The organism is Anabaena sp. CS-542/02, assembly GCF_028331085.1.
GTDB classification, from domain to species: domain Bacteria; phylum Cyanobacteriota; class Cyanobacteriia; order Cyanobacteriales; family Nostocaceae; genus Anabaenopsis; species Anabaenopsis arnoldii.
Window position 1 is genome coordinate 13,185 of record NZ_JAQMTM010000013.1, and the last position, 23,797, is coordinate 36,981.

Here is a 23,797-nt window from a genome sequence, read left to right on the forward strand (position 1 = left end):
CAATTGCATTACCTTTTGTACTGGTAGTTGTTTTGAGCGTGTAGGGTGTTTTTGCCAGCACCATTGAAGGTCAGTTTGTGGACTCTTCAAGAATCCCCCGGCTTTAGACGTGGGGAGTGTCAAAAAATCATCTACACTCAAGGTAAGACTGATTATTCCAGCCTGTATTATGTCCTCAATGATCGATTCTTTGCCACCTGCTCTTGCTAAAATCGTCCAACGCTTTCAACGTGCGAGTGACCCGAAGCGGCGTTACGAGCAATTAATCTGGTATGCTCAGAAGTTAACAGACTTCCCAGAAACTGGTAAAGTACCAGAAAACAAGGTTCCTGGCTGTGTATCTCAGGTTTATATTACCGCCGCCTTAGATGATGGTAAAGTTGTATACCAAGGTGATTCAGATTCCCAGTTAACCAAGGGATTAGTAGGGTTGTTAGTGGAGGGTTTAAATGGACTCACTCCCACGGAAATTGTCCAACTCACCCCAGACTTTATTCAAGAAACCGGATTAAATGTCAGTCTCACACCTTCCCGGGCCAATGGATTTTATAACATATTTAAGACAATGCAAAAAAAGGCTCTTGAATGTAAGTTATAGTTCCTAGCTTCCCTTTGTTACACTAAAAGCAGGTCAGCCAATGTCAACTAACCTAGTATCTACCTATGACCCCGTAGGATTCGGGGGACTAGTTCAAGAATATACCTGGACTTGGGATAACCAACCATTACGGGTGATTTATGAAACTATTGGTACAGGTTCACCCTTGTTGCTATTACCAGCTTTTAGCAGCGTTTCCATGCGGGGGGAAATGGGAGAACTAGCCAATTTACTCGCGCCCTATTTTCAAGTTACGGTGGTGGATTGGCCTGGTTTTGGAGAATCTTCCCGCCCAAGTTTGAACTACAGACCGGAAATATATCACCATTTTCTAGAAGATTTTATTCACAGCGTTTTTAATCCGCCCATTACCGTAGTCGCAGCGGGTCATGCTTCTAGTTACGTTTTGCAATTGGCGGCGAAACAACCTCATCTGTTCTTGCGGATGTTACTCTTAGCACCCACTTGGCGAGGTCCTTTACCAACTATGGGAGCTAGTCCCCAGATAGCGGACTTAGTTAAAGGGTTAGTGCGATCGCCTATAGTTGGACAAGGGCTATATAAACTAAATACCACACCCTCCTTTTTAACTTGGATGTACCGCCGTCATGTTTTCACTGATGAAAGTAAACTTACACCCAGTTTTATCGAGAGAAAGTGGCTAACTACCCAAAAACCAGGAGCCAGATTTGCATCTGCGGCTTTTGTCACTGGCAATCTCGATGCTATCAAAAATCAGTCTGATTATCTCACACTTGTACGCAACTTGTCCATACCCCTGATGGTAGTAATTGGTGAGTCCACACCGCCCAAGTCCCGACAAGAAATGAACGCCGTAGCAGCACTACCAGGAGTAAGAAGCGTAGTTATTCCCGGTTCTCTGGGATTACATGAAGAACACCCAGATATTGTTTTCACCGCCACACAAGACTTCTTACTACCCCCATAAAAGTGCTGACTGTGAGATAGCCGATTTTCCCATCTTTCCTGATCACCACCAACAGTATTGTAGAGTGCATCAGGATTAACATTTATATATGTCTTAGTCCAGATGCGTCAGTAGAAAAAGCATATTTGGCAGTATCATGGATATAAACTTTAAACATCCTCTTACAGTGAATCCACCACAAAGATATAAAAAGAATTATCATGGGTGGTAATGATTATCTAACCTATGACAAAAAGGCATTTAGACAATGTTAACTGAAGAAATCACGAATGCCGTACCTGTAACCGTACTCACAGGTTACCTCGGTTCGGGAAAAACCACTCTTCTGAACCATATCCTCACCTACGAACACGGAAAAAAAGTAGCTGTAATTGTCAATGAATTTGGGGAAGTAGGTATTGATAATCAACTGATTATTGATGCGGATGAAGAAATTTTCGAGATGAATAATGGCTGTATTTGCTGTACAGTGCGTGGGGACTTAATTCGGATTATCGGTAACTTAATGAAGCGGCGCGATAAGTTCGACCATTTAGTGATTGAAACCACCGGTTTAGCTGACCCAGCGCCGGTAATTCAAACATTTTTTGTTGATGAAGATATGCAAAGCTTACTGTCTTTAGATGCAGTGGTAACTGTTGTGGATGGGAAGCATATTTGGCAACATTGGGATGCTGACGAAGCCCAAGAACAGATTGCTTTTGCTGATGTGATTCTCCTAAATAAAACTGATTTAGTCACCCCAGAACAGTTAGATGAATTAGAACAGCGCATTCGGGGGATGAATGCAATGGCAAAAATCTACCGTACCCAAAACGCCCAACTAGAGATGAACGCTTTATTGGGTGTGAAGGCTTTTGATTTAGAGAGGGCGTTGGAAATTGACCCGGATTTCTTGGGTGAAGATGCTCACGAACATGATGACCAAGTTTATTCTGTAGCATTGGTGGAAGCAGGGGAGTTAGATGGAGAAAAACTCAACGCTTGGTTGTCTGAGTTATTGCGTACCCAAGGGCCAGACATTTTCCGCATGAAAGGGATTTTAAATATTGCTGGGGAAGATAATCGCTATGTGTTCCAAGGTGTGCATATGATCTTAGATGGTAGACCTGATCGCCCTTGGAAACCAAATGAAACCCGGAAAAATGAGTTGGTTTTCATTGGTCGTAATCTTGATGGAGCCAAACTTAAGCAGGATTTTCTGACTTGTTTTGTTTAAACTAGGTACAGACTAAGCTACAAGGGAGTAGGATGATTCTCTATTCCCTATTTCCCCATTCCCCTTGAAGTTATGAACCCTACAGCTAGTAAATCTAAGGAATTTGAAGAACACTATTCGGCGACTCTTTCCGACTATGTGACTGCGATCGCCTGGTCTCCCCATGGTACAATCCTAGCAGCCACCTCCGCAGCTGGTGAAGTTGTCCTAGTGAATGATAACCAGTTCACAACCTTACAAACGGGGGGAAGTACATCAGTAGACTGTGTAGCTTTTTCTCCAGATGGTCAGTTTTTAGCTGTGGGGGGACAAAATGGACAGGTAAAAATTTGGCAAGGTACGGAATTAATTACTACCTTAGAAAATGCCCCCGCGTGGGTAGATAAGCTGGGGTGGAGTCCCTCCGGTAACCAACTAGCCTTTAGTTTAGGGCGTTGTGTCCAAGTCTGGGATGCGGACAATAGGGAGGTAGTTGTTACCCTCAATTTTGATAACTCCTCAGTATTGGCCATTGATTGGCGTAGTGATGGGCAATACCTAGCAATTTCTGGGTATAAAGGTGTGAAGATTTGGGATAGCCAAAACTGGGAGCAGGAACCATATATTTTAGATATATCCACTGTCAGTATAGCCATGGCTTGGTCACCCGACGGTAAATTCCTAGCCTCTGGGAATATGGATCGCAGTATCACTGTTTTAGAGTGGGATAATCCTGACCCCTGGATTATGCGGGGCTTTCCTGGTAAAATTAGACACTTATCATGGTCACAAGCCACTACTAAACTGGGTGCGCCAATTTTGGCATCTTCGAGTGTAGAGGGTGTCGTAGTTTGGGAAAAGCTAGAGGATGAAAGTTTGGGCTGGGAAGCACGGATTTTAACCAATCATGTGGATATGATCACAGCGATCGCCTTTGCGCCGCAAAGTTTCCTCCTAGCTTCCGCTGCTAGTGATGGTTGGTTGTGTTTGTGGAAAAAAGCCAAACAGGTTACCCAGGTACTTACCGGTGTTTCCGGAGGGTTTTCTACTCTAGCTTGGCATCCCCAGGGTAAGTTTTTAGCAGCAGGTGGAGATCAGGGGGAGTTACTAGTTTGGTCTAAGGTTTCACGGGGTCAGGGATTCGGCGCTAGTTAAAGGTAGTTACAGAGGAAGGTGGGGTCAAACAATATCTGATACATTAATCAGAACTTTTAAAACATCCTCTAATATGTGTTCCCCGTTCCCTGTTCCCCGTTCCCTGTTCCCTTTATAATCATTCAGGTTGAAGCTAGCTAATTTATTGGTTATTCTGGATGAGAAATATTATTTAGGTATGAATCATGAATATAGCCAAAATGATTTTACTAGCATCTCCAGTATTTCTAGCATCTCTACTCTGGCTAGGAAAGCCAGCCCAAGCATCTAGCTTGCAACCTGCATTTACTACACACATGACCTCGGTACAGTCTCAGCCATGGGGGGGATTCACAACCCTTCATGTCAGTAAAACATCTAATCCCATTATGGATCAACTCGGTTGTAACTGCGCTACTTGTGTTCAGTCTAAATTGGAAATGCTCCAAGGAAAGTTACCATCTGTGGATTTTTGAGCACATTTAAATTCCTAGTTCATGTTATCAATGTTATGGGGTGGGCTATTAGCCCGCTTTTTATGTTTTTTACATATCTACTGGGGAATTGATGATGGTTAAAAAACTACTATCAAACCATTTAAATAATGTATTACCTAGTATCTTAGTAGTTTTAACAATTGGCTTTCTGGGATGCGCAAATCAAAAACCAACCACCTCATTTACTCAACCAAGCACTAGAATTGAGGAAAATCTTCCCCGGGTTGTTGCTACTACTACCATACTTTGTGATTTAACTAAACAGGTGGCGCAAAATACAATTAACCTCACCTGCTTGGGTTCCCCTGATAACGACTCTTACCTCTATCAACCCAGACCCGGACACCAAGAAGCGATCGCCCAAGCTGACTTAGTTTTCCACAGTGGTTACAACTTTAAGTCAGAACTGCTCAAAACACTTGCAGAAGGTAAAACTTCTACCCCCAAAGTAGCTGTAAATCAACTAGCAGTTCCCCAACCCCAGCAATTTCTCGCATCTGGTGAGAGATTAGCTAATCCTCATATTTGGCACGATGTTAAGAACACCATCAAAATGGTGGAGATAATTAGCCACAATCTCAAAATTCTTAACCCTGATTATACCACATTTTACAGTGATAACGCCAGATTAATTCAAAATGAACTTACTCAACTCGATACTTGGATTAAGTCCAGGATAGATACTATCCCCAATGACAAGCGCAAATTAGTTACCACTAGTAATGTGATGAATTATTACGCTACAGCTTATAAAATACCCTTGGTACAAGGTTTAGAAAATATTAGTAGGATAGTAAATCCCACGGATACACAAGTAAAAACTTGGGCGACAACTATTCAACAGGCCCAAGTACCAACAATTTTTCCCGATACCACCATTAACCAGCAGTTGATGGCATCTGCACCTACCCCAGCTAATATCAGAGTATCTCAAAGGCAATTATATACTTATGGACTTGGTGAACCAGGTGGCGAAGCCGATACTTATCAAAAATTAATGGTTGCCAATACACGCACTATTGTAGAAGGTTTAGGGGGGACTTACTTAATTTTTCCCCCAATATTTCCTCATTGACACTCTCCACGTCTAGCAGCTGCACTACACCCCTATCGTTACAGGTTGCTCAATTGGACAAAAAAAACCCGGACTTCGCCAAGAAGTCCAGGATGTATCAATCGAATGGAAAACTCGTAAATATTTCGGCTCTCTGGTTAAAGGAGATGGCAGGTTCGGAGCTTTTAGTAGTCAAAATCGTACCCACTGCCATCATCCGATTACATTAACCAATTAGCCTTTATTTTTTTGGCTTGATAAACTTATCAATATTTATCTCCTTTAAGAATAGCATAATAGACAGTCCGACGCAAGTCAATATTAGGTATCTGAATTTTAGCGCCGCCAGTAACCAAAATCCCCCGCCATGAAAGAATAGCGCATGGGAGCAGGACTCCGCAAACTTCCCCAAGGCGAAAGGATTAGGATCAGGATGATGTACCGCCGGCGATCTGCTGGCAGCAGCGCTTCGCTATCCCAGGTGTGGTATATCTAAACCGGCGAATTGTTTTCGCCATGGGTCAAATACCAAAAAGCGATCGCCCATAGTTTGGCGTTTTTGCAGTAGATGGGTTACCAATGTTAAAGCATGAAGACCAGCACCAATAAAAGCTAAGTCAATTTTAGGAGGTGATGGAGCATTGACCATTAATAAATAGATAGAATCTAGTGATAATCATTATTATTCTATCTTAGGTTTACTAATTATCTTGACAATAACTTGCAATTATATCAGGATACTTCTAGTTTATGTGTTTGTTGTTTAACAATGAGTTCCATGGCAATCAATAATCTGTTTAGCGCCGGTGGCTTCGTCATGTGGCCATTACTGGGGTTTTCTGTATTAGCGGTGGCGCTAATTATTGAACGGATCAAGTTTTGGCTGCAAATCAACCGAAGGCAAAACCGGATCATTCAAGAAGTATTACGACTGTATCGCAGAGATAACCTAGTTACTGCCATAGGTATACTCAGAAACAATGTAAATTTACCCCTATCCCGGATTTTCCTAGCAGCTTTAGAGCTAGAAGCAGCCACCCCAGAAGAATTTCGCTTGGCTTTGGAAAGTGAAGCCCAAGCGGAAATACCTGGACTTAAACGCTTTCAGAACATTTTTGACACCATTATCAACCTCGCCCCCCTCCTGGGACTCCTGGGTACTGTCTTGGGTTTAATTACTTCCTTTGCTTCCTTGAATATTGGTAATGTCGGGGGTACGCAAACCATAGGGGTTACCTCCGGTATTAGTGAAGCCTTGGTATCTACGGCCACCGGGTTAATAGTTGCCATATTTACCCTGTTTTTCGCCAACACCTTCCGCGGACTTTATCAGCGTCAAATAGCCCTATTCCAGGAATATGGCGGACAACTAGAACTGCTGTATCGCCGTCGCCATCAACCAGGAGAAAAAGATTATGCGCCTACAAGATGAACCAGATTTACCAGCACAGATTAACATCGTCCCCATGATTGATGTCATCTTTGCAATTTTGACATTCTTTATTATGTCAACCCTGTTTTTAACTAGATCACAAAGCCTACCAGTCAACTTACCACAGGCAGCCACAGCTAATCAACAATCAGCCCCCTTAACAATTACCATCAGCATTGACAATCAAGGGGTGGTGAGCTTAGACCGTCAACCAGTTCCCCTCAATTCCCTGGGGGAAAGGATCGGTACTTTGGTAGAGGGGAAATCAGAACCTATGGTAATTATTAATGCTGATCAAAAGGTAGAACATGGTCAAGTAATTGCAATTATGGATCAGGTGCGCCGGGTAAAAGGAGTAAAATTAGCGATCGCCACCCAGAAACCCTAATTTAGTACCCTTTTAAACTACGACAGACTGTCTTTTGACATGATTTAACTACAGCAACGACAATACCACATAGTATTTTGATGAAATGTTCCCAAAACAACGTGAATAGATATTGTGTGGTGTTATCTGTTGTAGTCCAGAGCTTATGTATCACTTTACCTAGTGTTGCTAAAGCAAGTCAACAAACAGAGTTAGTTCTTGATAAAAATTCTTATTTAAATCTTGAGTTACCAGTTACCCCAGTTGAATTATTAACTCAACAGTCCCTACCCATTGAATTTACCTTAGAAACCGAGCCAGAAGCTACCACAGAGGAAAATAACCAAGATGTAGATATTCTGCTAGAAGTATTAGGACAACCAGATAATTTTTCCGGTTCCACACCCGTGTATGTCATAGACCAGGAAGAAATTAAAAGACAAGGTGCGACCAGCGTCGCCGATGTTTTAAAAAGAATGCCTGGTTTTGCCATCAATGACGTTGGCCATGGTGCTGACATTCACACAGGCACATACTACCGCGGAGCATCAATTAACCAGTCTGTATTTCTCATCAATGGCAGACCAATTAATAATGATATTAGCACCTATCATGGTGGAACAGACCTAAATAGTATTCCCGTAGAAGCCATCGAGCGGGTAGAACTATCCAGCGGTGTCACCTCAGCTTTATATGGTTCCTCAGCCTTTGGGGGAGTAGTGAATATTATTACCAAAGAAGGCTTTAGTACTCCCAAACTAAATAGTAGTATACAATTTGGCTCATTAAACCTGAATAATCAACAGGTCACCTACAGCGCTGGGGTAGATGATGTGAGATATAACTTCAGCTTTGAAAGATTTTTCATCGACAACCGTTACTCAGTCCCCGCAGGTGCTGCTAACCGTGACGCTCAAGGGTTACTCTCCAATGCAGACACAGCCACCAGTACCTACTTTGGTAGCATTGGTTTAGACTTAGATCCTCAAAACTCCTTAAATTTAGACATTAAAAAACTTAGCAGTCGCCGAGGCTTAGTTTACTTTGGGTTTCCCCCCCTGCTGCAAAGAGACAGATTAGACCATGATGGTTTAAATCTAGGCTTATCTTGGCAAACCCGCCTAGGTAAAGGCGAAAGCTCCAACCTAACCACCACCATAGGATATAATCAAGATTATTTTAGCACCTATGGCCCCACATTCTTTACCGGCACAGTATATAACCGCCTGGGGGTGTTAGATAGCCAAAAAATTACCGCCAGAGTAGATCATGATTGGCAATTAACAGCCAATAACAAACTCCGCTGGGGATTAGACCTGCAAAACTCCCAATTAAACGGCGAAACCTTCAGTACCAGACCCGACAGAGTGAGGTTCAACGAAGTTGAAAATAGAAGCGTCTTAAATACAGCCTTATTTGCCGTAAATACCCTCAATGTTAGTGAAGATTTTCAGGTAGACTTAGGACTAAGACAGAGCTTTGATGGAGAATTTGGCAGCTACTTAAACCCTAGTGGTGGCTTACGTTATAGCCTCACACCCGCAGTCACCCTGCGAGGGAGTTGGGCCGGAGGACAGCGTAACCCAGGATTAGATCAACTATATCTATATGATACAGTCCATGGGTGGGAGTCCAACGCTGACTTAAAACCAGAAACCGGCTCATCTTGGACCATGGGAACAGATGTAAGACTCACAGATAACTTAGTAGGACAATTTACCTATTTTGGCAGTAGTTTAGACAATCGTTTAGCAATTGTCGCCGGCAAATGGGAGAATGTAGGGTTAGTAGACACCAACGGCTTAGAAGCCGCCCTGAGATTACAAATTTCTCCCCGGTGGTCGAGTTTTCTTAACTATACCTATACAGATGCCCAAATCAAAACCGGAACACAAGCAGGATTACAATTAGGTCTGATACCTTACTCCGTCGCCCAAAGTGGTATTAGCTACCGCAATTCCGGCTGGGAAGGGAACTTGTATCTTACCTATAATAGTGGAATGCGACGAGCCTTATTTACCAATACGGCAGCGGGACAAACACCGACAGACTTTAGCCCATCCTTCCTCAACTTAGACCTGAGTAGCAAAATTCCCCTCACCAATAATACAGCCATGACCATATATTTAGAAAACCTCCTGGGTGAGCAATACGAAAAAGTCAACCGTATTTATAGCCCAGGGTTTACCGTGCGAGTGGGGGTAACTGCAAACCTTTAGAAATCCAATAGCACCGAGCAGCTTATCCCCATACCTGAAGTCAGGGATCTTACAGTCACACAGATCCCCGACTTCTAGCTAAACTATCCTAGACTATCTCTAATTATGTGAGAAGTCGGGGATCTTACTCTGGTTACATTTAACACTCATTCAGTCGGATTCATCCGACTTCCGCTTTTAGACGGGGGTTTCTAACCCCCGGCTCCCGATTGTCGAGCCTCATGGCGATCGCGAAGCGCTGCTGCAAGCAGATCGCACCAGGGCTGCTGCAAGCAGATCGCGAAAGACGCTGATCCAAACCGATATATCAATCAGCAGCAGTTCAATTCTCTAGTTGTCACCACGAGCATCAAGCTAATGTTAGGCAATGGGTATAACAATAACTGTGATTAATGTAACACTTGTAAACCATCTTTAAACACCCTGGGGGAACCTTGGCGTTAAAAAACCCACCTCAAAAATCTAGGGTTCAATCAAATGCTCCTCAGACCGGCGATATTGAGCAATTAACCGGCGGCGTTGAATGGGTGGATACAGCAGCATAGTTGCAAAAGGTAAACCCGTAGCTAATAGGGCTAATAAAATGTAGGGGTGAAGCGTTCCCACTGCTACCGCAATACCGCTGCTGATTCCTAATCCGGCGGTGAATAGTCCCAACTTCTTACCGCCAAATTTAATCACAGATTCAATCATAGGTTCAATCACAAATTCAATCCCAGCCACAATCACAGCCACAATCACAGGCACAATCACATTCCCAATCACATTCCCAATCACAGCGGCCACCAACCCAGCCTCAAACCCAGCCCCAATCCCAGCCCCAATCCCAGCCCCATAAGCAGCCCCAATCCCAGCCCCATAAACCCCAATAGCAGCCTCATTATCCCCAATCACAGCCGCAGTCCAATTCCCAATCACAGCCCCAATCCAAGCCCCAATCCCAGTCCCAATAATCAGAACAACCCAAAACCAACTCCCAAACCCCATCACAGCCCCAATCCCAGCAGCCCCAATCACAGCAGCCCCAATCCCAATCACAGCCCCAATCAGCAACGCCTCTTTGCTCATACGAGCCCAAATCCCAGCCCTCTTGACAAACCCAATCCAAGCCCCAAACACACCCCCAATCGCAGCCCCAATCACCGCAATCACAGCCCCAAACCCAGCCCCAATCACAGCCCCATAAGCAGCCGCAATCCCAGCCCAAATGAGAGGAACAAGTAGATAACCTGCATAACCTAACCCTGTAAAACTCAACAACGAACCCACCAACCCCAAATAAGGAACCGATCGCCGTTCAATAGGTAAAGGCGCTGTTTTTACCCGCACAGTTAAACTGTGAACCTCCACATCAGCATTACTCCGTAACCACAACCGACGCTCATACAACTTTTCCGCCATTAACTTACTAGTATCTACCCAGACATCACAGTTAATCTCATTACCCTTAAACTCCCTCGGTGATACCACAATCCAACTGTGAGAGTCGGGAGTATGGGGCGGGTCTTGGGTATGGGGTGCAACTTCCCACTTACCCTCTAACAACGTCTCCGACATAGTGTTAACCACTTGTATCGGTTGTTTTAACCTTTCCCCGATGCGAGTAGCTCTAAACTCCAACACCAATGTACTCAACTTCACTTCTGGTACACGCACCACATCCAAGGGTGTCAACGCCTGTAAAGCCGTTTGAGCATCTGCAAACCGTTCTTTCAGCCGTGGTTTAACCATCAACTCCAACCACCCCAGAAACCGCACACTTAACCGGGGTAATAAATCACGGAAATGAATTATATAGGGGTCATCTTCATCTGTCAAATCTTGTATCTGCGTTGACTTTTTCCCGGTAAGTAAACAAATCAACGTAGCACCTAACCCATATAAATCAGAACCCTCCGTGGGTTTACGTAATTGCTCCGGGGGGATAAAACCCGGCGTACCTTGGAACACACTACTAGCCGCCACCTCTTGACTACCAATGCGACTCATGCCAAAGTCAATCAGATACACATTCAATTGGTCATCTACTAAGATATTTTCCGGTTTCACATCTCGATGAATTACCGGAGGTATGCGATTTTGTAAATATACTAATATTTCTAAAACTTTAACTGCTATGTGTTTAATTTCCTCCGGGTCAAAACTGCGCCCGATGGCTAAACTTTGGGCGTTTTTATACTCTTGAACTAAACAAAAGCCGTCATCTGTTGCAAATGCGCCCAAATATTCGGGAATACCGGGGTGTTTCAGTCCCTTTAATACTTGAATTTCCCGCTCATGTTCCTTATATGCTGACCAACTAGAACCAGTCTGAGCAAAACAGAACTGTTTAATTACTACCTGTTGACCTGTCTGTAACTGTGACCCTAACCAAGCAATTCTCCCCCCTTCCCGGTTGCGTCCCAATTCCCTGATTACTTCATAACCCTGTGGTGTAAAGTCTGGATAGTTCATTATTTAGTAGCAGCAAATAACTGTGATTAATGTAACACTTATAAACCATCTTTAAACACCCTGGGGGAACCTTGGTGTTAAAAAAACCAAAAACAGAATATCTACCCTTAGATAGATGACAATGGTTTTTGTGGGATGATTGAATAACCTAATAGCAGATTTTGGGATGAGGGGGGAAGAGCCATGAACTTACAAGAAACCCAGTTAGAAATTGCTCAATTGCAGCAACAAATGACCTTAACCCTAGATAATCCCCCATCAGTCAAGTTACAAGTAAAGAATATTAACTTTATCCAGAAACAACTACGAGCCATTAAAAAAGAGTTAAACTTAGTCATTAAAGAAATTAACCAACAAGCTAGCCAAGCACTCCCAGACAGTATGATCTCATTGGGACTAGATTTATTTGGTCAACGTAAGTTTGCTGGTCAAGTCCGACAAAGCACCAGGAGAGCCATTCAGTCAGAGAAAATCAACTTAAGACAACCTTATATGGAGATGAAAGATTATATAGATCAAGTATTATTAGAAGGGGATAAACTGAAATTACAAGCAGAACAATATTTACTGTAGTAGTCCCCTCCCCTTGACAAGGAGAGGGTGAGGGTGGGGTTGATTCACCATCCCCAAGTACCCGGACTACCCTTAAAAGGCCCCACAATATCATGGGTCACCCAACCACCGTAAAAATTACCTGGTTGTGGTTGTACTCTTTCCCCATCCACATAGCAAGCATCCATGAGATGGGCATAGAATGCTACATGATACTTAATAGAGGCAAAATTAGCTGTAGGGTCGGGATAGAACCAAGCAGCATTATGTACTTGTTTATCACCCACGCGGATAGTATAGTAACTAGCGATACCTTTCCACTCACAAAAACTAGATTTTGGCATCAGTATTAAGTATTCTATTTTGATATCCCCTGGGGGAATATAGTAAGTTGGTGGATGACTAGTTTCTAAAACCCGCTTGGCGCTGTGGGTGTCCACAATGACGACATCATTAAAAACGATTTGAATATGTTTGTTTGTGTCTTCTAGACGAGGGGGACGGGGGTAGTCCCAAACTGATTCTTGTCCAGGGCCGGGGTTAATGGGTTGAGGAGACACCATGATTAATAAACATTAAAACCCCATTTTAAACAACGAACTAGCCAAAAGCCAAGCATTCACACTTACACAGGGATAGTAAAGCACGCCTAAGCAGTCGAGAGTTTATTTTTTAACTGGCAAATCTGGAGTATGATTAACCATGGTTAAGTATTGATTGCGAGTTCCATCTAAACGGTAGTGATCGCAAATTTGGCAGAGTTTTAAAATATCTAGTTTACCGAAGGATTTTTGATGCTCAATTTTGTTGTCGTTTCGCCACCGCCAAAAAGTTGTTCTATCAATGCGCCGATTTCTGTCAGGCCATCTTCGCTGGGATAAAAACTCGATTAGTTCCCCCTCGTCAACGGAATAATCTTCTGGTAACTTCATGAATTTTGCTTTTAATTCCATGAGGGGTATAAGTGGATCTAAATTCGATAGTTTCATCCCAGCACGCTCTTAGGGTTTCATCTTAGTCAAATGATGTGGAAGGGTTTATGCACCAAAGTATTCTATGGTTAAATTGCACTGTAACACGGTGAGTTGAATAGCTATGGACAACCTGAAGTGATTTAGTCAATATATATAGCATTTCCCATGCTCGTGAGGTACAATTTTTTTTAGTTTGAGGGAACAGGGAACAGGGAACAGGGAACAGGGAATAGGGAATAGGGAACAGGGAATAGGGAATTAGTGTGTACTTCATGAGCCAGAAAAAGGCTTTATTTGTATTTTTATTTGTATTTTTCTTGACTGTCCTACCTCAACTTTGCTAGATAAATAATAGAGATTTATATTATTTCTCTACAGAGAATAAACTGATTAATATGCAAGTGCAACCCATATGCAACAAGTTGACTATTAAGTGTTGGTGAAGATGTGAATAATATGATTTGTATAATTATTCAGGCAATCTTACGATTATATCAAAATATACGAGCGATCGCCTGTGTTGACCAACCGCAACAATTGGATCTATCTAGAAATGTATTCTCAAGTCAATCTCTGCATAATTCGCCCAGCTAGAATAGAGCGATCGCTTCATCTGAGTTAGGGGATGTTTGTCAAGTCATGATTAGTGTATCAAATATTGTTTTACCCCCACCCTCCCCATTTTCTTCACAAGGGAATGGGACTTGATTTTGTTTCTTCCGGTGTGTTCTCTAATCCCTGTTCCCTGTTCCCTGTTCCCTAAGATAAAAATTACCTGTGGAAAACTTATCAAACAACCTCTTAGGTATAAAAGGGCGGTATCGAAGCCCACCCCGCAAGATTTATCATCTTAAGGTGTGTACTTTATTGTGCTGAATGTAGCTTTTGTAACGATTTATCTTAATCTAAGTAGGTGAACAGAAAAAAACCGAAGTATGTAACGAAGAGTAAAGTGTCCCAAAACCTCTTCTCTGTTCCCCGTTCCCTGTTCCCTGTTCCCTTGTCATAACGACAAATTTTAATGCCTACTTACTTAATTAATATTAATTTGACCGGAAAATTCACCAGTTAATTCTAGATAAAGTATCCGGAAAAACATAAAAAATAAATTTATTTGTCTAGAATATGATTTATATAAAAAATCTGTAAATTATTCCGGATAAATATTTCTATTCTTGAGGCCTGATGTAACAGGTGAATATTAATTAAATCTGGAAAATATTAGTTAATAAGCTTTAGTTAAAAAGTCTTGTAGGCACATATTTTGAGTCAGGGGTTAGGGATGTGCGCAAGATTTGAGATATTTGCTATGGTTTTGCTGGTTTCAGATACTCTCAAAACTGAGAACCAATTGTAAATAAAAACAAGAAGTAAATCTAGTCTTAATTGTCGTTCCGGTTGAGGGTTTAAGTTAACTTATGAAACTGCGGTTATTTGAGCGAGAACACCTAAAGGTTAAAAGAAGACTGACCATAGCTGTGGTGAGTATATTAAGTGGAATTACTACTATATCTTGTAGTCCAGATAAAGATGTACTGATAACAGAAATAGGTCTTAGTCCTCCTAACAGCCGGACAGTGCAAACATCCTCAGCGGGCAATCTCTATGTTGAGGGTAAAAATAAACACCTCAGAGGTGATTTGCAAGGGGCGATCGCTATTTATGACCAAGTTATTGATCAAGACCCAGACTATGCTCAGGTCTATAAAAGCCGGGGACAGGCTTACTTTGACCTCGGAGACAAGCAAAGGGCGATCGCAGATTACAATCAAGCCATTAATCTGGCTCCTGACGATGGCGAAGCCTATAATTATCGGGGAAATAGCCTAGCGTCCCTAGGAGACTACCAACGGGCGATCGCAGACTATAACGAAGCCATTCGCGTCTCCCCCCGCTATGCCGAAGCCTATAATAATCGGGGAAATGCCCGCGCCGCTCAGGGGGACAATGCAGGGGCCATAGATGACTTCAACCAAGCCATTAGCCTAGATTCTCGCTCTGTCATGGCTTACAATAATCGAGGCAATGCTCGGGCAGCCCAGGGAGACAGACAAGGTGCCATTGGGGATTATAATCAAGCCATTCGCCTCAATTCTTCTTTTGCCCCAGCCTACAATAACCGTGGTAATGCCCGCGCAGCAGAGGGAGACAGAGAAGGGGCGCTGCAAGACCTACAACAAGCTGCCTCTATTTTTCAACAACAAAATAATAATGAATTATATCAACAAGTCATGAACAATATTCGCGAGATTAGGTAGCAATCATTGTGATTAATCCCCTCAATTGGGGATTGGAGACTAACTATACCCACAAGGGGATACAGTGGGGAAATGGCGCTCCCAAATTTATTTACTGAATAAAGATTCAAATTCCGCCTGTAAAGATTTGATCTCTGCCAGCCTAGCAACTAGTATATTTTCATTACCAGCATCTATTAAACGGACTTTCCAATAACGAATACTTTCCGCATTATTTAACCAAAACTGTACTACAGTCTCTCTGACCTGTTCAGTATTCCAACCCCATTTTATGGGTAATGGTTCTACAGATTCTAATAAGGCATCCAAGGTACATCTATGGGTGCTGAGATATTCTACACCTCCACTAATTGGTTTGTTTATGGTCTGTTGTTGATGTTTAAAAAACTCCCAAACAGGAGACACTCCCACAATATCAAAGGTGTATTTCATTCCATCTCTCCCCATATTTAATTAGTTGTGTAGAAAATCTTGACGCTGCTAATTAATTCTTGCATACAATCATCTACAGCCATCTAGAAAAAATATTTTCTTCGCCCATAATATGACAAGAATTACCTGGGAAAATTAGCACTCTAAAGCAGAGAGTGCTACTATGTTTTAGGTTCTTTATTGTATTATTAAATGAATTTGTGGATTATTTAAGAGGTAAACTGTATTTTTAATAATTTGTTAACAAATGCCGGGGGAGAGTTAGCGGCTTTAGCTGCTGCTGCTTTGTGGGCGATCGCCTCGGTGGTGTATGGCTTTGTGGGAAATCATATTCCGCCCCTGGGACTGAATTCACTCAAGGGGATAGTAGCGATCGCCCTGCTAATTTTCACCATCTTAGTAACTGGGGAATCCTTACCCACATCCGCCCCCACGCCGATTTTTTTACTGTGCTTGAGCGGAGTAATCGGTATTAGCTGGGGTGATACTGCTTTTATGGGGGCGCTCAATTATTTGGGACCACGTCGTGTGTTACTTATCGGTACCCTGTCCCCTCCCATCACGGCTATCCTGTCTATGATTTGGCTGGGTGAAAGTTTAAATATTACAGCTTGGTGTGGAATTATAATTACTATTTTAGGGTGCGATTCGTTCTTCCTAAATGAGCATTTATGCTCAGGGACGGAAGGTAAGACTGGGTAAAACCAGACTCTTATAACTGTGTGTTCATGTGGGTGAGAATCCCACCCCCTAGGTGCAAGGGTGACAGCATCCTCCTTACGGTAGCGACTAGCCATCAATCCGTAAAGCAGGAGGAAAAGGCGTTCTTACTGGGAGCCTAACCTGGTACACGTCAAGCAAAGTACCCATGAGTAAAACGAAAGTTGAAGATGTATTTGAAGCGCCGTTAAGTAAAACCAGCCAAATCAGGCTGATAGGCTGGAACCAAAAAGGTAAAGGATAAGGAAACGGCTAATTCTAAATAGACCGTTATGCACTTCCGATAAACCCGGCGTATAGCATCACTCTAAAGGTACACAGAATGGACACATGGAACGAAGTAACCCCTTGTTAGCTCTTTTAGAAGGTCGAGTCTAGAAGTAGGTGCTAACCGGATGCTGCAAGTGGGAAAGATTGAGTCAAAAGCGAACGCTTAGGGTAATGCCTAAGATATGCTGACAGATTCACGGTGATATGGATGATAAAGTCTCAAGTAGGAATTATGTCTAAAACGAGTGTAAAGACTACGGTAGAATGGAACATGATTAACTGGAAACAGTTAGAACGTCGTGTTTACAAAATCCAAAAACGAATTTATCAAGCCTCAGCCCGTGGTGATGTCAAGGTTGTTCGTGGACTCCAAAAGGTGCTGATGAAGTCCTGGTCTGCCAAAGTTTTGGCAACACGTAGGGTAACTCAAGATAACCAAGGAAAGAAAACTGCCGGAGTTGACGGGGTGAAATCTTTATCACCTAATGAAAGACTAGAATTGGTAGAAGAGTTAAAACTAGGGTCTAAACCCAAACCAACCAGAAGAGTTTGGATAGACAAACCCGGAAAGGATGAGAAAAGACCACTAGGAATACCTACAATGTATGATAGGGCATTACAGGCGCTTGTCAAACTGGCATTAGAACCAGAATGGGAAGCAAATTTTGAACCTAATTCATATGGATTTAGACCAGGACGCTCATGTCATGATGCTATACAAGCAATATTCAAGTCCATCAGATACAAACCCAAATTTGTATTAGATGCTGATATTGCTAAGTGTTTTGACAAGATTAACCATCAAGCATTGTTAAAGAAACTGAACACCTACCCTAAACTACGCCGACAAATTAAGGCATGGTTGAAAGCAGGTGTGGTTGATAGCAAAGTCCTATATCCCACAGAAGAAGGTACACCACAAGGTGGTGTCATATCCCCTATCTTGGCAAATATAGCCTTACACGGTATGGAGGAAATTCTCAAAGAATATGTCTCAAATATACCAGGTAAAGGTTCTAGAGAGAAAAAGGCTAAAGCAATATCAATCATTAGATATGCGGATGATTTTGTCATATTGCATGAAAATCTAACAGTTATTGAACAATGCAGGGAAATCTTAGTTAAATGGCTGAATGAAATGGGATTGGAATTAAAGCCTAGCAAGACCAGATTGGCTCATACCTTGTATGAACATCAATCAGAAAAACCTGGATTTGATTTTCTGGGATTCAACGTAAGGCAATCCCTGGTTGGTAAATACAACTCAGGGTTGAATACTAACAAAGAAATACTAGGCTTTAAAACTATTATCACCCCATCTAAGAAAGCGGCTAAGAATCACTATGAACAGGTTTCTAACACCATAAAGAAAAACTTACCAACACCACAATCGGGATTGATAAGTAAATTAAACCCCATCATAAGGGGATGGTGCAATTACTACTCATCAGTAGTAAGTAAAGAAATCTTCTCTAAGATTTTTAGTCAGGTTTATCAACGACTATACAGATGGGCAAAGCGCCGACACCCCAATAAATCTGATAAATGGATAGCCAAGAAATACTGGCATACAATCGGAGGCAATAACTGGGAGTTTGCAGTTAAGACGGATGATAAATTCATCAAACTGTACAAACACCCAGATACTCCTATAGTACGTCATGTCAAGGTTAAAGGCAATGCCTCGCCATTTGATGGTGATTGGGTGTATTGGAGTTCAAGAATGACAAACCATCCTGAAGCTAACAAAAGAGTATCGACTCTACTTAAAAAGCAAAAGGGTAAATGTCCAGAATGTGGACATTACTTTAGGGACGGTGATGTAATGGAAGTAGACCATATCTTACCCCTTTCCAAAGGTGGAAAAGATGAATCCAAAAATCTACAACTATTACACAGACATTGCCACGACAAGAAGACAGCCAGTGATGGAAGTCTTGTAGGTACTCATGACAAGAACCATATCATTGAGGAGCCGTATGAAGCGAAAGTTTCACGTACGGTTTTGTAGACGAGTCGGTTGGGTGACTGACAGGCTTAGTTTAATAGTCGCTTGGGTAATCACAGAACCGCTTCCCAGTAGCAACAATCATCCCCCCACCCATCTATGGCGGGGTATCGGTTTGGGCTTATTAGCCGCCATCACCAATGCCATAGCTACAGTTATCGCTCGCGTAGCCTTTACTACTGGTAATATATCATCTTTGTGGGCGGCTTTATTCCGCTTAAGTGCAGCCCAATTGATTCTCTTTGGCTGGCTGTGGTTCCCCAAAGGCCAGGCGCAAGCCTTATCCTATACCTCTTCTAAACCATCCTGGCGGGTCATTTTCGCCGCGTGCTTTGGGGCTTTTTGTGGTACTTATTTAGGTATTTGGCTACAACAAACAGCGATTAAATTCACAGCTGCGGGAATTGCGTCCACCTTATTACAGACCAGTCCCCTATTTGTCATCCCTATTGCTATATGCATTGGGGAAAAAGTGAGTTGGCGAGGGATGGCGGGGGTGATGATTGCCATCATTGGCATTGGATTGTTATTTTTTGACTAGCAGACCACCTTGGGAGGGTGTGTACCGTTCTAAATCATCTTTTTGGTCGTAGCTTTGTACAGACCTTCCGCCGGAAAGTCTGTACAGCAACCTTACACCAAATCAGACTTACCTTTCAGACATCCTCTAAAGTACGAAATAGGGCGCTATGCGCCTATTAATCCAGGTTTTTCGGCATTTTTGTTATAGTGACTACCTGATTTGCGATGTTCAACGGCAGTCATACCATTATGTTCTAACAATTCACCTTCCTCCACAACAGCATAAATTAAGTATCTGTCGCCACATTCGAGTAAGTTGGTCACAGTACATTCCAGATAAGCTAATGCTTGAGTTAAAATCAAACAACCATTATTAGCCACCTTTGTCTCAAGATTGTTAAAGGGATTTTCCCCTATTGTGCTTTGACGGCAGAAATAACGCCGTAAATTTCGATTTTCTTCGAGAATATTCAGCACAAATTGGTCGCCGGGTTGACGCATTAAATCTGCATTTTGGTCTTGACCAATGGCAATTATAATTCCTGGTGGGTTAAACGTTGCCTGAGATACCCATGAGGTTAAAATACCTTTATGGCTTTCTACATCACGAGTTGTCACCACACATAAAGAACCAATAATCCTTCCTACAGCTTGTTCAGTACGATCTATTTTCGCTTCCGTCACCACTTGGCGCAGAGTCCGCAGTTTCTTTGTTTTCTTTAAGTTTTGGGCAAAAGTCGCACCTGCTGACTGACAGTGTTGAACAGTTTCTGGTGTGGGACTAAAGCGCACCCGAATAGTTTCAAAGCCTAAACTGTAGTTAGCGTCCTTCAGTTTGCTTTCAATTAAATCTATAGCTTCGCCACTCCAACCGTAGGAGCCAAACACCCCTGCTAACTTGGTTTTCGCCGCTGTTGAAAGAACTATCCCTAAAGCAGTTTGAATTTGGGTGGGTGGATGACCCCCTAAAGTCGGAGAGCCGATAATAAAACCATCGCTGGCTTCAATTATACGGGTAATTTCTGTGGGGTCTGCCAATTCACAATTGATAGACTCAACATTGACATGATTTGCAATCAAACCTTGAGCAATGGCATGAGCTAAAATTGCCGTACTACCATAAGCAGAAGTATAAAGCAAAGCAACCCTTAAATCTTGAGATTTCTGTGCTTGACACCATTGACGGTAATCATAAGTAAAACGACTCAGACTGTAACGCACCACCGGTCCATGACCAGGAGCATAACATCTAGCCGGCAAAACAGCCAATTTATCTAAAACTGCTTCAACTTGTTTCCCTTGGGGTGCATGAAGACAGTCAAAGAAATAATGACGTTCTGCGTCTAATTTTTTCCAATCTTCATCAAATAAGGTATCTTCGCAAATATGAGCGCCAAAAAATTTGTCTGTGTATAAAATCTTAGTTCCAGGGTCATAGGTACAAAGACCATCAGGCCAACGAGGAGTAGGAACTGTAATAAATGACAGGCGATGTTTTTGCCCTAAATCTAAAGTATCTTCAAAACGCACAGCTTGAATGCGTGATTCCCACTCAGGAAAAGCACTTTTCAAAGCATTTGCAGCAGGACGAGAGCAAATTAACTTAGCTTGCGGTGCAAGGGAAAGTAACTTTTTGAGGGTAACTTGGCGGTTAGGATTCACGTGACCGAGAATAATGTAATCAAGGGTAGTGAAATCCAGATATTGTTCTAGTTCCTTTAAGTAAATAGCTGTAAAAGATTCACCAGGAGGGTCAATTAAAGCTTTTTTGTCAGCCAGAATTAGATAAGAATTGGCTGTAGTCCCTTTTTGACGGGAGTACTCAACTTCAAATTTTAGGCGTTCCCAAGTACGCGATCGCAAAATGAGCGTATTTTCCCCAATATTTGCCACTTGTACGTCTCTGGGACGACTGAATGTCGCAATAGTCATAATACTCTCCTGTGTTCTTTCAGTTCTTAATCACTAACTTTTGTTGATAGCGATACACACGGCAATTCTTCTTACCTGTTCCCTGTTCGCTGTTCCCTACTTAGACAAATCAATTCAGAAACCAAACCGGATTTCTATATCAATGAAAATTGGGGATTGGGCTGTAATTGAAAATTCTGAGTCACTGATTTAGTAATGATTGCCGATTTTGCGGTGATGAACAGCAGTTAAAGCATTAACATTGGCTACTCTGCCAGTTTTAACAGTGCTGTAAATAACCCAATGGTCACCACAATCCATCCGGCTAGTGATTTCACATTCCATATAGGCTAAAGCATCAGCCAAGATGGGAGAACCATTACTTGCTGGATAAGTTTTGACTCCTTCAAAGCGATTAGCACCCGGAGCAAAACGTTTCAGGAAATGTTTGATTAATCCTTGATAGTTATCTTCTCCCAAGACATTTAAAACAAAGCGATCGCCCAGTTCCATTAAAGATGCAATAGCTCGTTCCTTGGACACAGCAATGGCAACTCCTAAAGGCGTTAAACTTGCTTGTGTCACCCAAGAAGCCAACATTGCACTTTGAACCTCCCCTTTTTGCGTAGTAACAATATATAATCCTGAGCTAATTCTGCCTAGGGCTTGTTCTAAGTTGCTGTTAATGGATTGGATTTTTTTACTACTGCGATCGCTAGCCCGGCTTTGTCGGTCACGGGTCAACCATTGACCCATATCTGTACCTGCTTCTTCACACAATTTTTCTGTTTTTTGTCCTGGAATCTCTTTAATTAAAATCGGAGGGAATGCTTCAACTAATCCTAAGTCTTGAAACTTATTGCGTAAGGGATAAACAGGCTCATCTTCTCCGCCACCAGATTCTAATAAACCTATAGCCTGCTTCTGATGTACAGCCGCCAAAATAGTATTTAAAGCAGATTGAGCCGTCACTGAATATTGGGATGGCATAGCAATCACTATTCCCGCAGCTTGAGATACCAATTCTCTAACTTCTTGTAATTCAGCAGTATTAATGTCTATTAGTTCTACAGCTACACCTGTTTTAGTACATCCATGTCCCAAAGTATGCACTAAATGTTCACCATAACCGTAATCTTCAGCATACAATAAAGCCACCAATATCTCTGTTTTAGCCTTGGCTAAACTCCAAGTTTTATAATTCTCGAACCAGTCAGAAATATGATGCCTTAACAAAGGTCCGTGACCTGTAGCTACGGTATTTATTTCTAAATTTTCAATCCGTTTTAATGCTGCTAAAACTGACCGCGAATTGGGTCCCATCAGACAGTCATAGTAATATTTAAAATCTCCTGCAATAGTAGAGAAATATTCATCATAGGTATGGTCATCACAATAATGCATCCCAAACACATCGCAGGTATAGAGAATCCCTGTTTTGTGCTCGTAGGTCAAAATTGTATCAGGCCAGTGTAAGTTAGGGGCGGATATAAACTCTAATTGGTAACCATTACCTAAATCTAAACGCTGTCCGCTTTTGACCAACAATGATTTAAATGGCTGGTGAACCATATTTTCGAGAAACTGAATTGCTACCTTAGACCCAACAACAGTAATCTCAGGAGCTAACTGCAAAAGATCCTTAACTAAACCACTATGGTCTGGTTCGGTGTGGTTAATAACCAAATAGTCTATTTTATTTAAATCAATTAAACCTGCAACTATCTCAAGATATAGTTGCTCAAATTTGCGATGTGAGGTGTCAACTAAAGCAATTTTTTCACCTTGAATTAAGAAAGAGTTATATGTTGTTCCATTTCGTAAACCAAATTCCACATCAAAACGTTCCCTATCCCAATCAAGACAACGAATAGCAGTTGTTTTAGAGGCAATTTCTACCGTTTGAACGGTCAAACGTCCTACATTAATAGCTTGAGTATCTTCTGTAAGTATGACCATTGATTTTCACCTCAAAAATATGGGAAATTCACTATTCTTTTATTTTGAACTAAAAACCAATATTAGTAAAATTTCAATTTCTCAAGCTATTGATTAGTAATATTTATCGTTTGTTTACATCCACCAAAAACAGTCGGTTGGATGAAGCAAGAATCCCACGCACTTCGGCTGCGCTCAGTACAAGCTGAGAGGTTGTTTTATAACTTTTCAACAGGTAATTTTCATCTTAGGGAACAGGGAACAGGGAACAGGGAACAGGGATTAGGGAACAGGGAACAGGGAACAGGGA

General features: G+C 42.1%; 21 protein-coding genes and 1 pseudogene. 14 read left to right on the top strand and 8 right to left on the bottom strand.

Translation table 11 applies throughout. The annotated features are described in order from the left end of the window. Positions 1 to 169 precede the first annotated feature (169 nt). The 6 genes from PN447_RS00950 to PN447_RS00975 all read left to right on the top strand — a co-directional run bounded on the left by PN447_RS00950 (position 170) and on the right by PN447_RS00975 (position 5,451). Positions 170 to 598 carry a SufE family protein gene (locus PN447_RS00950; RefSeq protein WP_271760093.1) on the top strand — a complete coding sequence of 143 codons (429 nt, stop codon included), beginning with the start codon at positions 170 to 172 and terminating at the stop codon, positions 596 to 598. A 40-nt stretch (positions 599 to 638) separates the two neighbouring features. Next, positions 639 to 1,547: an alpha/beta fold hydrolase gene (locus tag PN447_RS00955; RefSeq protein ID WP_271760094.1), complete on the top strand. Its 909-nt coding sequence runs from the start codon at positions 639 to 641 to the stop codon at positions 1,545 to 1,547. A gap of 247 nt (positions 1,548 to 1,794) precedes the next feature. Further along, entirely contained in the window at positions 1,795 to 2,766 is a 972-nt protein-coding gene (locus PN447_RS00960) for a CobW family GTP-binding protein (RefSeq protein WP_271760095.1), read from the top strand. Positions 2,767 to 2,838: 72 nt separating this feature from the next. Then, positions 2,839 to 3,900 (top strand): WD40 repeat domain-containing protein, encoded by a 1,062-nt coding sequence (locus PN447_RS00965; RefSeq protein WP_271760096.1) that lies wholly within the window; start codon positions 2,839 to 2,841, stop codon positions 3,898 to 3,900. A 185-nt stretch (positions 3,901 to 4,085) separates the two neighbouring features. Beyond that, positions 4,086 to 4,355: a hypothetical protein gene (locus PN447_RS00970; RefSeq protein WP_271760097.1), complete on the top strand. Its 270-nt coding sequence runs from the start codon at positions 4,086 to 4,088 to the stop codon at positions 4,353 to 4,355. A gap of 91 nt (positions 4,356 to 4,446) precedes the next feature. Next, on the top strand, positions 4,447 to 5,451 hold the full coding sequence (locus tag PN447_RS00975) for a metal ABC transporter solute-binding protein, Zn/Mn family (protein WP_271760098.1): 1,005 nt from the start codon (positions 4,447 to 4,449) through the stop codon (positions 5,449 to 5,451). Between the two features lie 352 nt (positions 5,452 to 5,803). Here PN447_RS00975 and PN447_RS00980 read toward each other — a convergent pair. Further along, positions 5,804 to 6,079: pseudogene (locus PN447_RS00980) on the bottom strand (hypothetical protein); the annotation flags it as partial. Positions 6,080 to 6,208: 129 nt separating this feature from the next. Here PN447_RS00980 and PN447_RS00985 point away from each other — a divergent pair. The 3 genes from PN447_RS00985 (at position 6,209) to PN447_RS00995 (ending at position 9,448) form a co-directional block, all read left to right on the top strand. Next, entirely contained in the window at positions 6,209 to 6,862 is a 654-nt protein-coding gene (locus tag PN447_RS00985) for a MotA/TolQ/ExbB proton channel family protein (protein WP_271760099.1), read from the top strand. Beyond that, positions 6,846 to 7,250, top strand: coding sequence for an ExbD/TolR family protein (locus PN447_RS00990; protein ID WP_271760100.1), 405 nt, complete (start codon positions 6,846 to 6,848; stop codon positions 7,248 to 7,250). Before PN447_RS00985 ends, PN447_RS00990 begins: the two co-directional genes overlap by 17 nt. Positions 7,251 to 7,351: 101 nt before the next feature. Then, positions 7,352 to 9,448 carry a TonB-dependent receptor plug domain-containing protein gene (locus PN447_RS00995; RefSeq protein WP_442867064.1) on the top strand — a complete coding sequence of 699 codons (2,097 nt, stop codon included), beginning with the start codon at positions 7,352 to 7,354 and terminating at the stop codon, positions 9,446 to 9,448. 160 nt (positions 9,449 to 9,608) lie between these two features. On the opposite strand, the gene PN447_RS01000 is transcribed toward PN447_RS00995, so the two are convergent. Continuing rightward, on the bottom strand, positions 9,609 to 9,746 hold the full coding sequence (locus PN447_RS01000; RefSeq protein ID WP_271760103.1) for a hypothetical protein: 138 nt from the start codon (positions 9,744 to 9,746) through the stop codon (positions 9,609 to 9,611). Positions 9,747 to 9,910: 164 nt separating this feature from the next. Continuing rightward, positions 9,911 to 11,902, bottom strand: a complete 1,992-nt coding sequence (locus PN447_RS01005) for a serine/threonine protein kinase (RefSeq protein ID WP_271760104.1) — start codon at positions 11,900 to 11,902, stop codon at positions 9,911 to 9,913. 183 nt (positions 11,903 to 12,085) lie between these two features. On the opposite strand from PN447_RS01005, the gene PN447_RS01010 reads away from it, so the two are divergent. Further along, positions 12,086 to 12,475 (top strand): hypothetical protein, encoded by a 390-nt coding sequence (locus PN447_RS01010; protein ID WP_271760105.1) that lies wholly within the window; start codon positions 12,086 to 12,088, stop codon positions 12,473 to 12,475. Between the two features lie 44 nt (positions 12,476 to 12,519). Here PN447_RS01010 and PN447_RS01015 read toward each other — a convergent pair whose 3' ends face one another. Beyond that, positions 12,520 to 13,017 carry a DUF427 domain-containing protein gene (locus tag PN447_RS01015; protein WP_271760107.1) on the bottom strand — a complete coding sequence of 166 codons (498 nt, stop codon included), beginning with the start codon at positions 13,015 to 13,017 and terminating at the stop codon, positions 12,520 to 12,522. Positions 13,018 to 13,119: 102 nt separating this feature from the next. Then, entirely contained in the window at positions 13,120 to 13,443 is a 324-nt protein-coding gene (locus PN447_RS01020) for a hypothetical protein (RefSeq protein WP_271760109.1), read from the bottom strand. A 1,403-nt stretch (positions 13,444 to 14,846) separates the two neighbouring features. Here PN447_RS01020 and PN447_RS01025 point away from each other — a divergent pair. Further along, positions 14,847 to 15,686 carry a tetratricopeptide repeat protein gene (locus PN447_RS01025; RefSeq protein ID WP_271760112.1) on the top strand — a complete coding sequence of 280 codons (840 nt, stop codon included), beginning with the start codon at positions 14,847 to 14,849 and terminating at the stop codon, positions 15,684 to 15,686. A gap of 87 nt (positions 15,687 to 15,773) precedes the next feature. Here the strand turns inward: PN447_RS01025 and PN447_RS01030 are convergent, their stop codons facing one another. Beyond that, positions 15,774 to 16,118: a hypothetical protein gene (locus tag PN447_RS01030; protein WP_271760114.1), complete on the bottom strand. Its 345-nt coding sequence runs from the start codon at positions 16,116 to 16,118 to the stop codon at positions 15,774 to 15,776. A 237-nt stretch (positions 16,119 to 16,355) separates the two neighbouring features. Between PN447_RS01030 and PN447_RS01035 the strand changes: the two genes are divergently transcribed. From PN447_RS01035 to PN447_RS01045, 3 genes are all read left to right on the top strand, one after another. Beyond that, on the top strand, positions 16,356 to 16,820 hold the full coding sequence (locus PN447_RS01035) for a DMT family transporter (protein WP_334311065.1): 465 nt from the start codon (positions 16,356 to 16,358) through the stop codon (positions 16,818 to 16,820). Between the two features lie 520 nt (positions 16,821 to 17,340). Then, positions 17,341 to 19,119, top strand: a complete 1,779-nt coding sequence (ltrA, locus tag PN447_RS01040; RefSeq protein ID WP_271760116.1) for a group II intron reverse transcriptase/maturase — start codon at positions 17,341 to 17,343, stop codon at positions 19,117 to 19,119. Continuing rightward, a complete protein-coding gene (locus PN447_RS01045; RefSeq protein WP_334311066.1) occupies positions 19,088 to 19,657 on the top strand; it encodes a DMT family transporter in 570 nt (189 codons plus the stop codon). The genes ltrA and PN447_RS01045 overlap by 32 nt, the downstream gene beginning before the upstream one ends. 146 nt (positions 19,658 to 19,803) lie before the next feature. Here PN447_RS01045 and PN447_RS01050 read toward each other — a convergent pair whose 3' ends face one another. Both PN447_RS01050 and PN447_RS01055 read right to left on the bottom strand, forming a co-directional pair. Then, positions 19,804 to 21,570, bottom strand: coding sequence for a diflavin flavoprotein (locus PN447_RS01050; protein ID WP_271760118.1), 1,767 nt, complete (start codon positions 21,568 to 21,570; stop codon positions 19,804 to 19,806). A 189-nt stretch (positions 21,571 to 21,759) separates the two neighbouring features. Then, positions 21,760 to 23,508 (bottom strand): diflavin flavoprotein, encoded by a 1,749-nt coding sequence (locus PN447_RS01055; protein ID WP_271760120.1) that lies wholly within the window; start codon positions 23,506 to 23,508, stop codon positions 21,760 to 21,762. Positions 23,509 to 23,797: the final 289 nt, after the last annotated feature.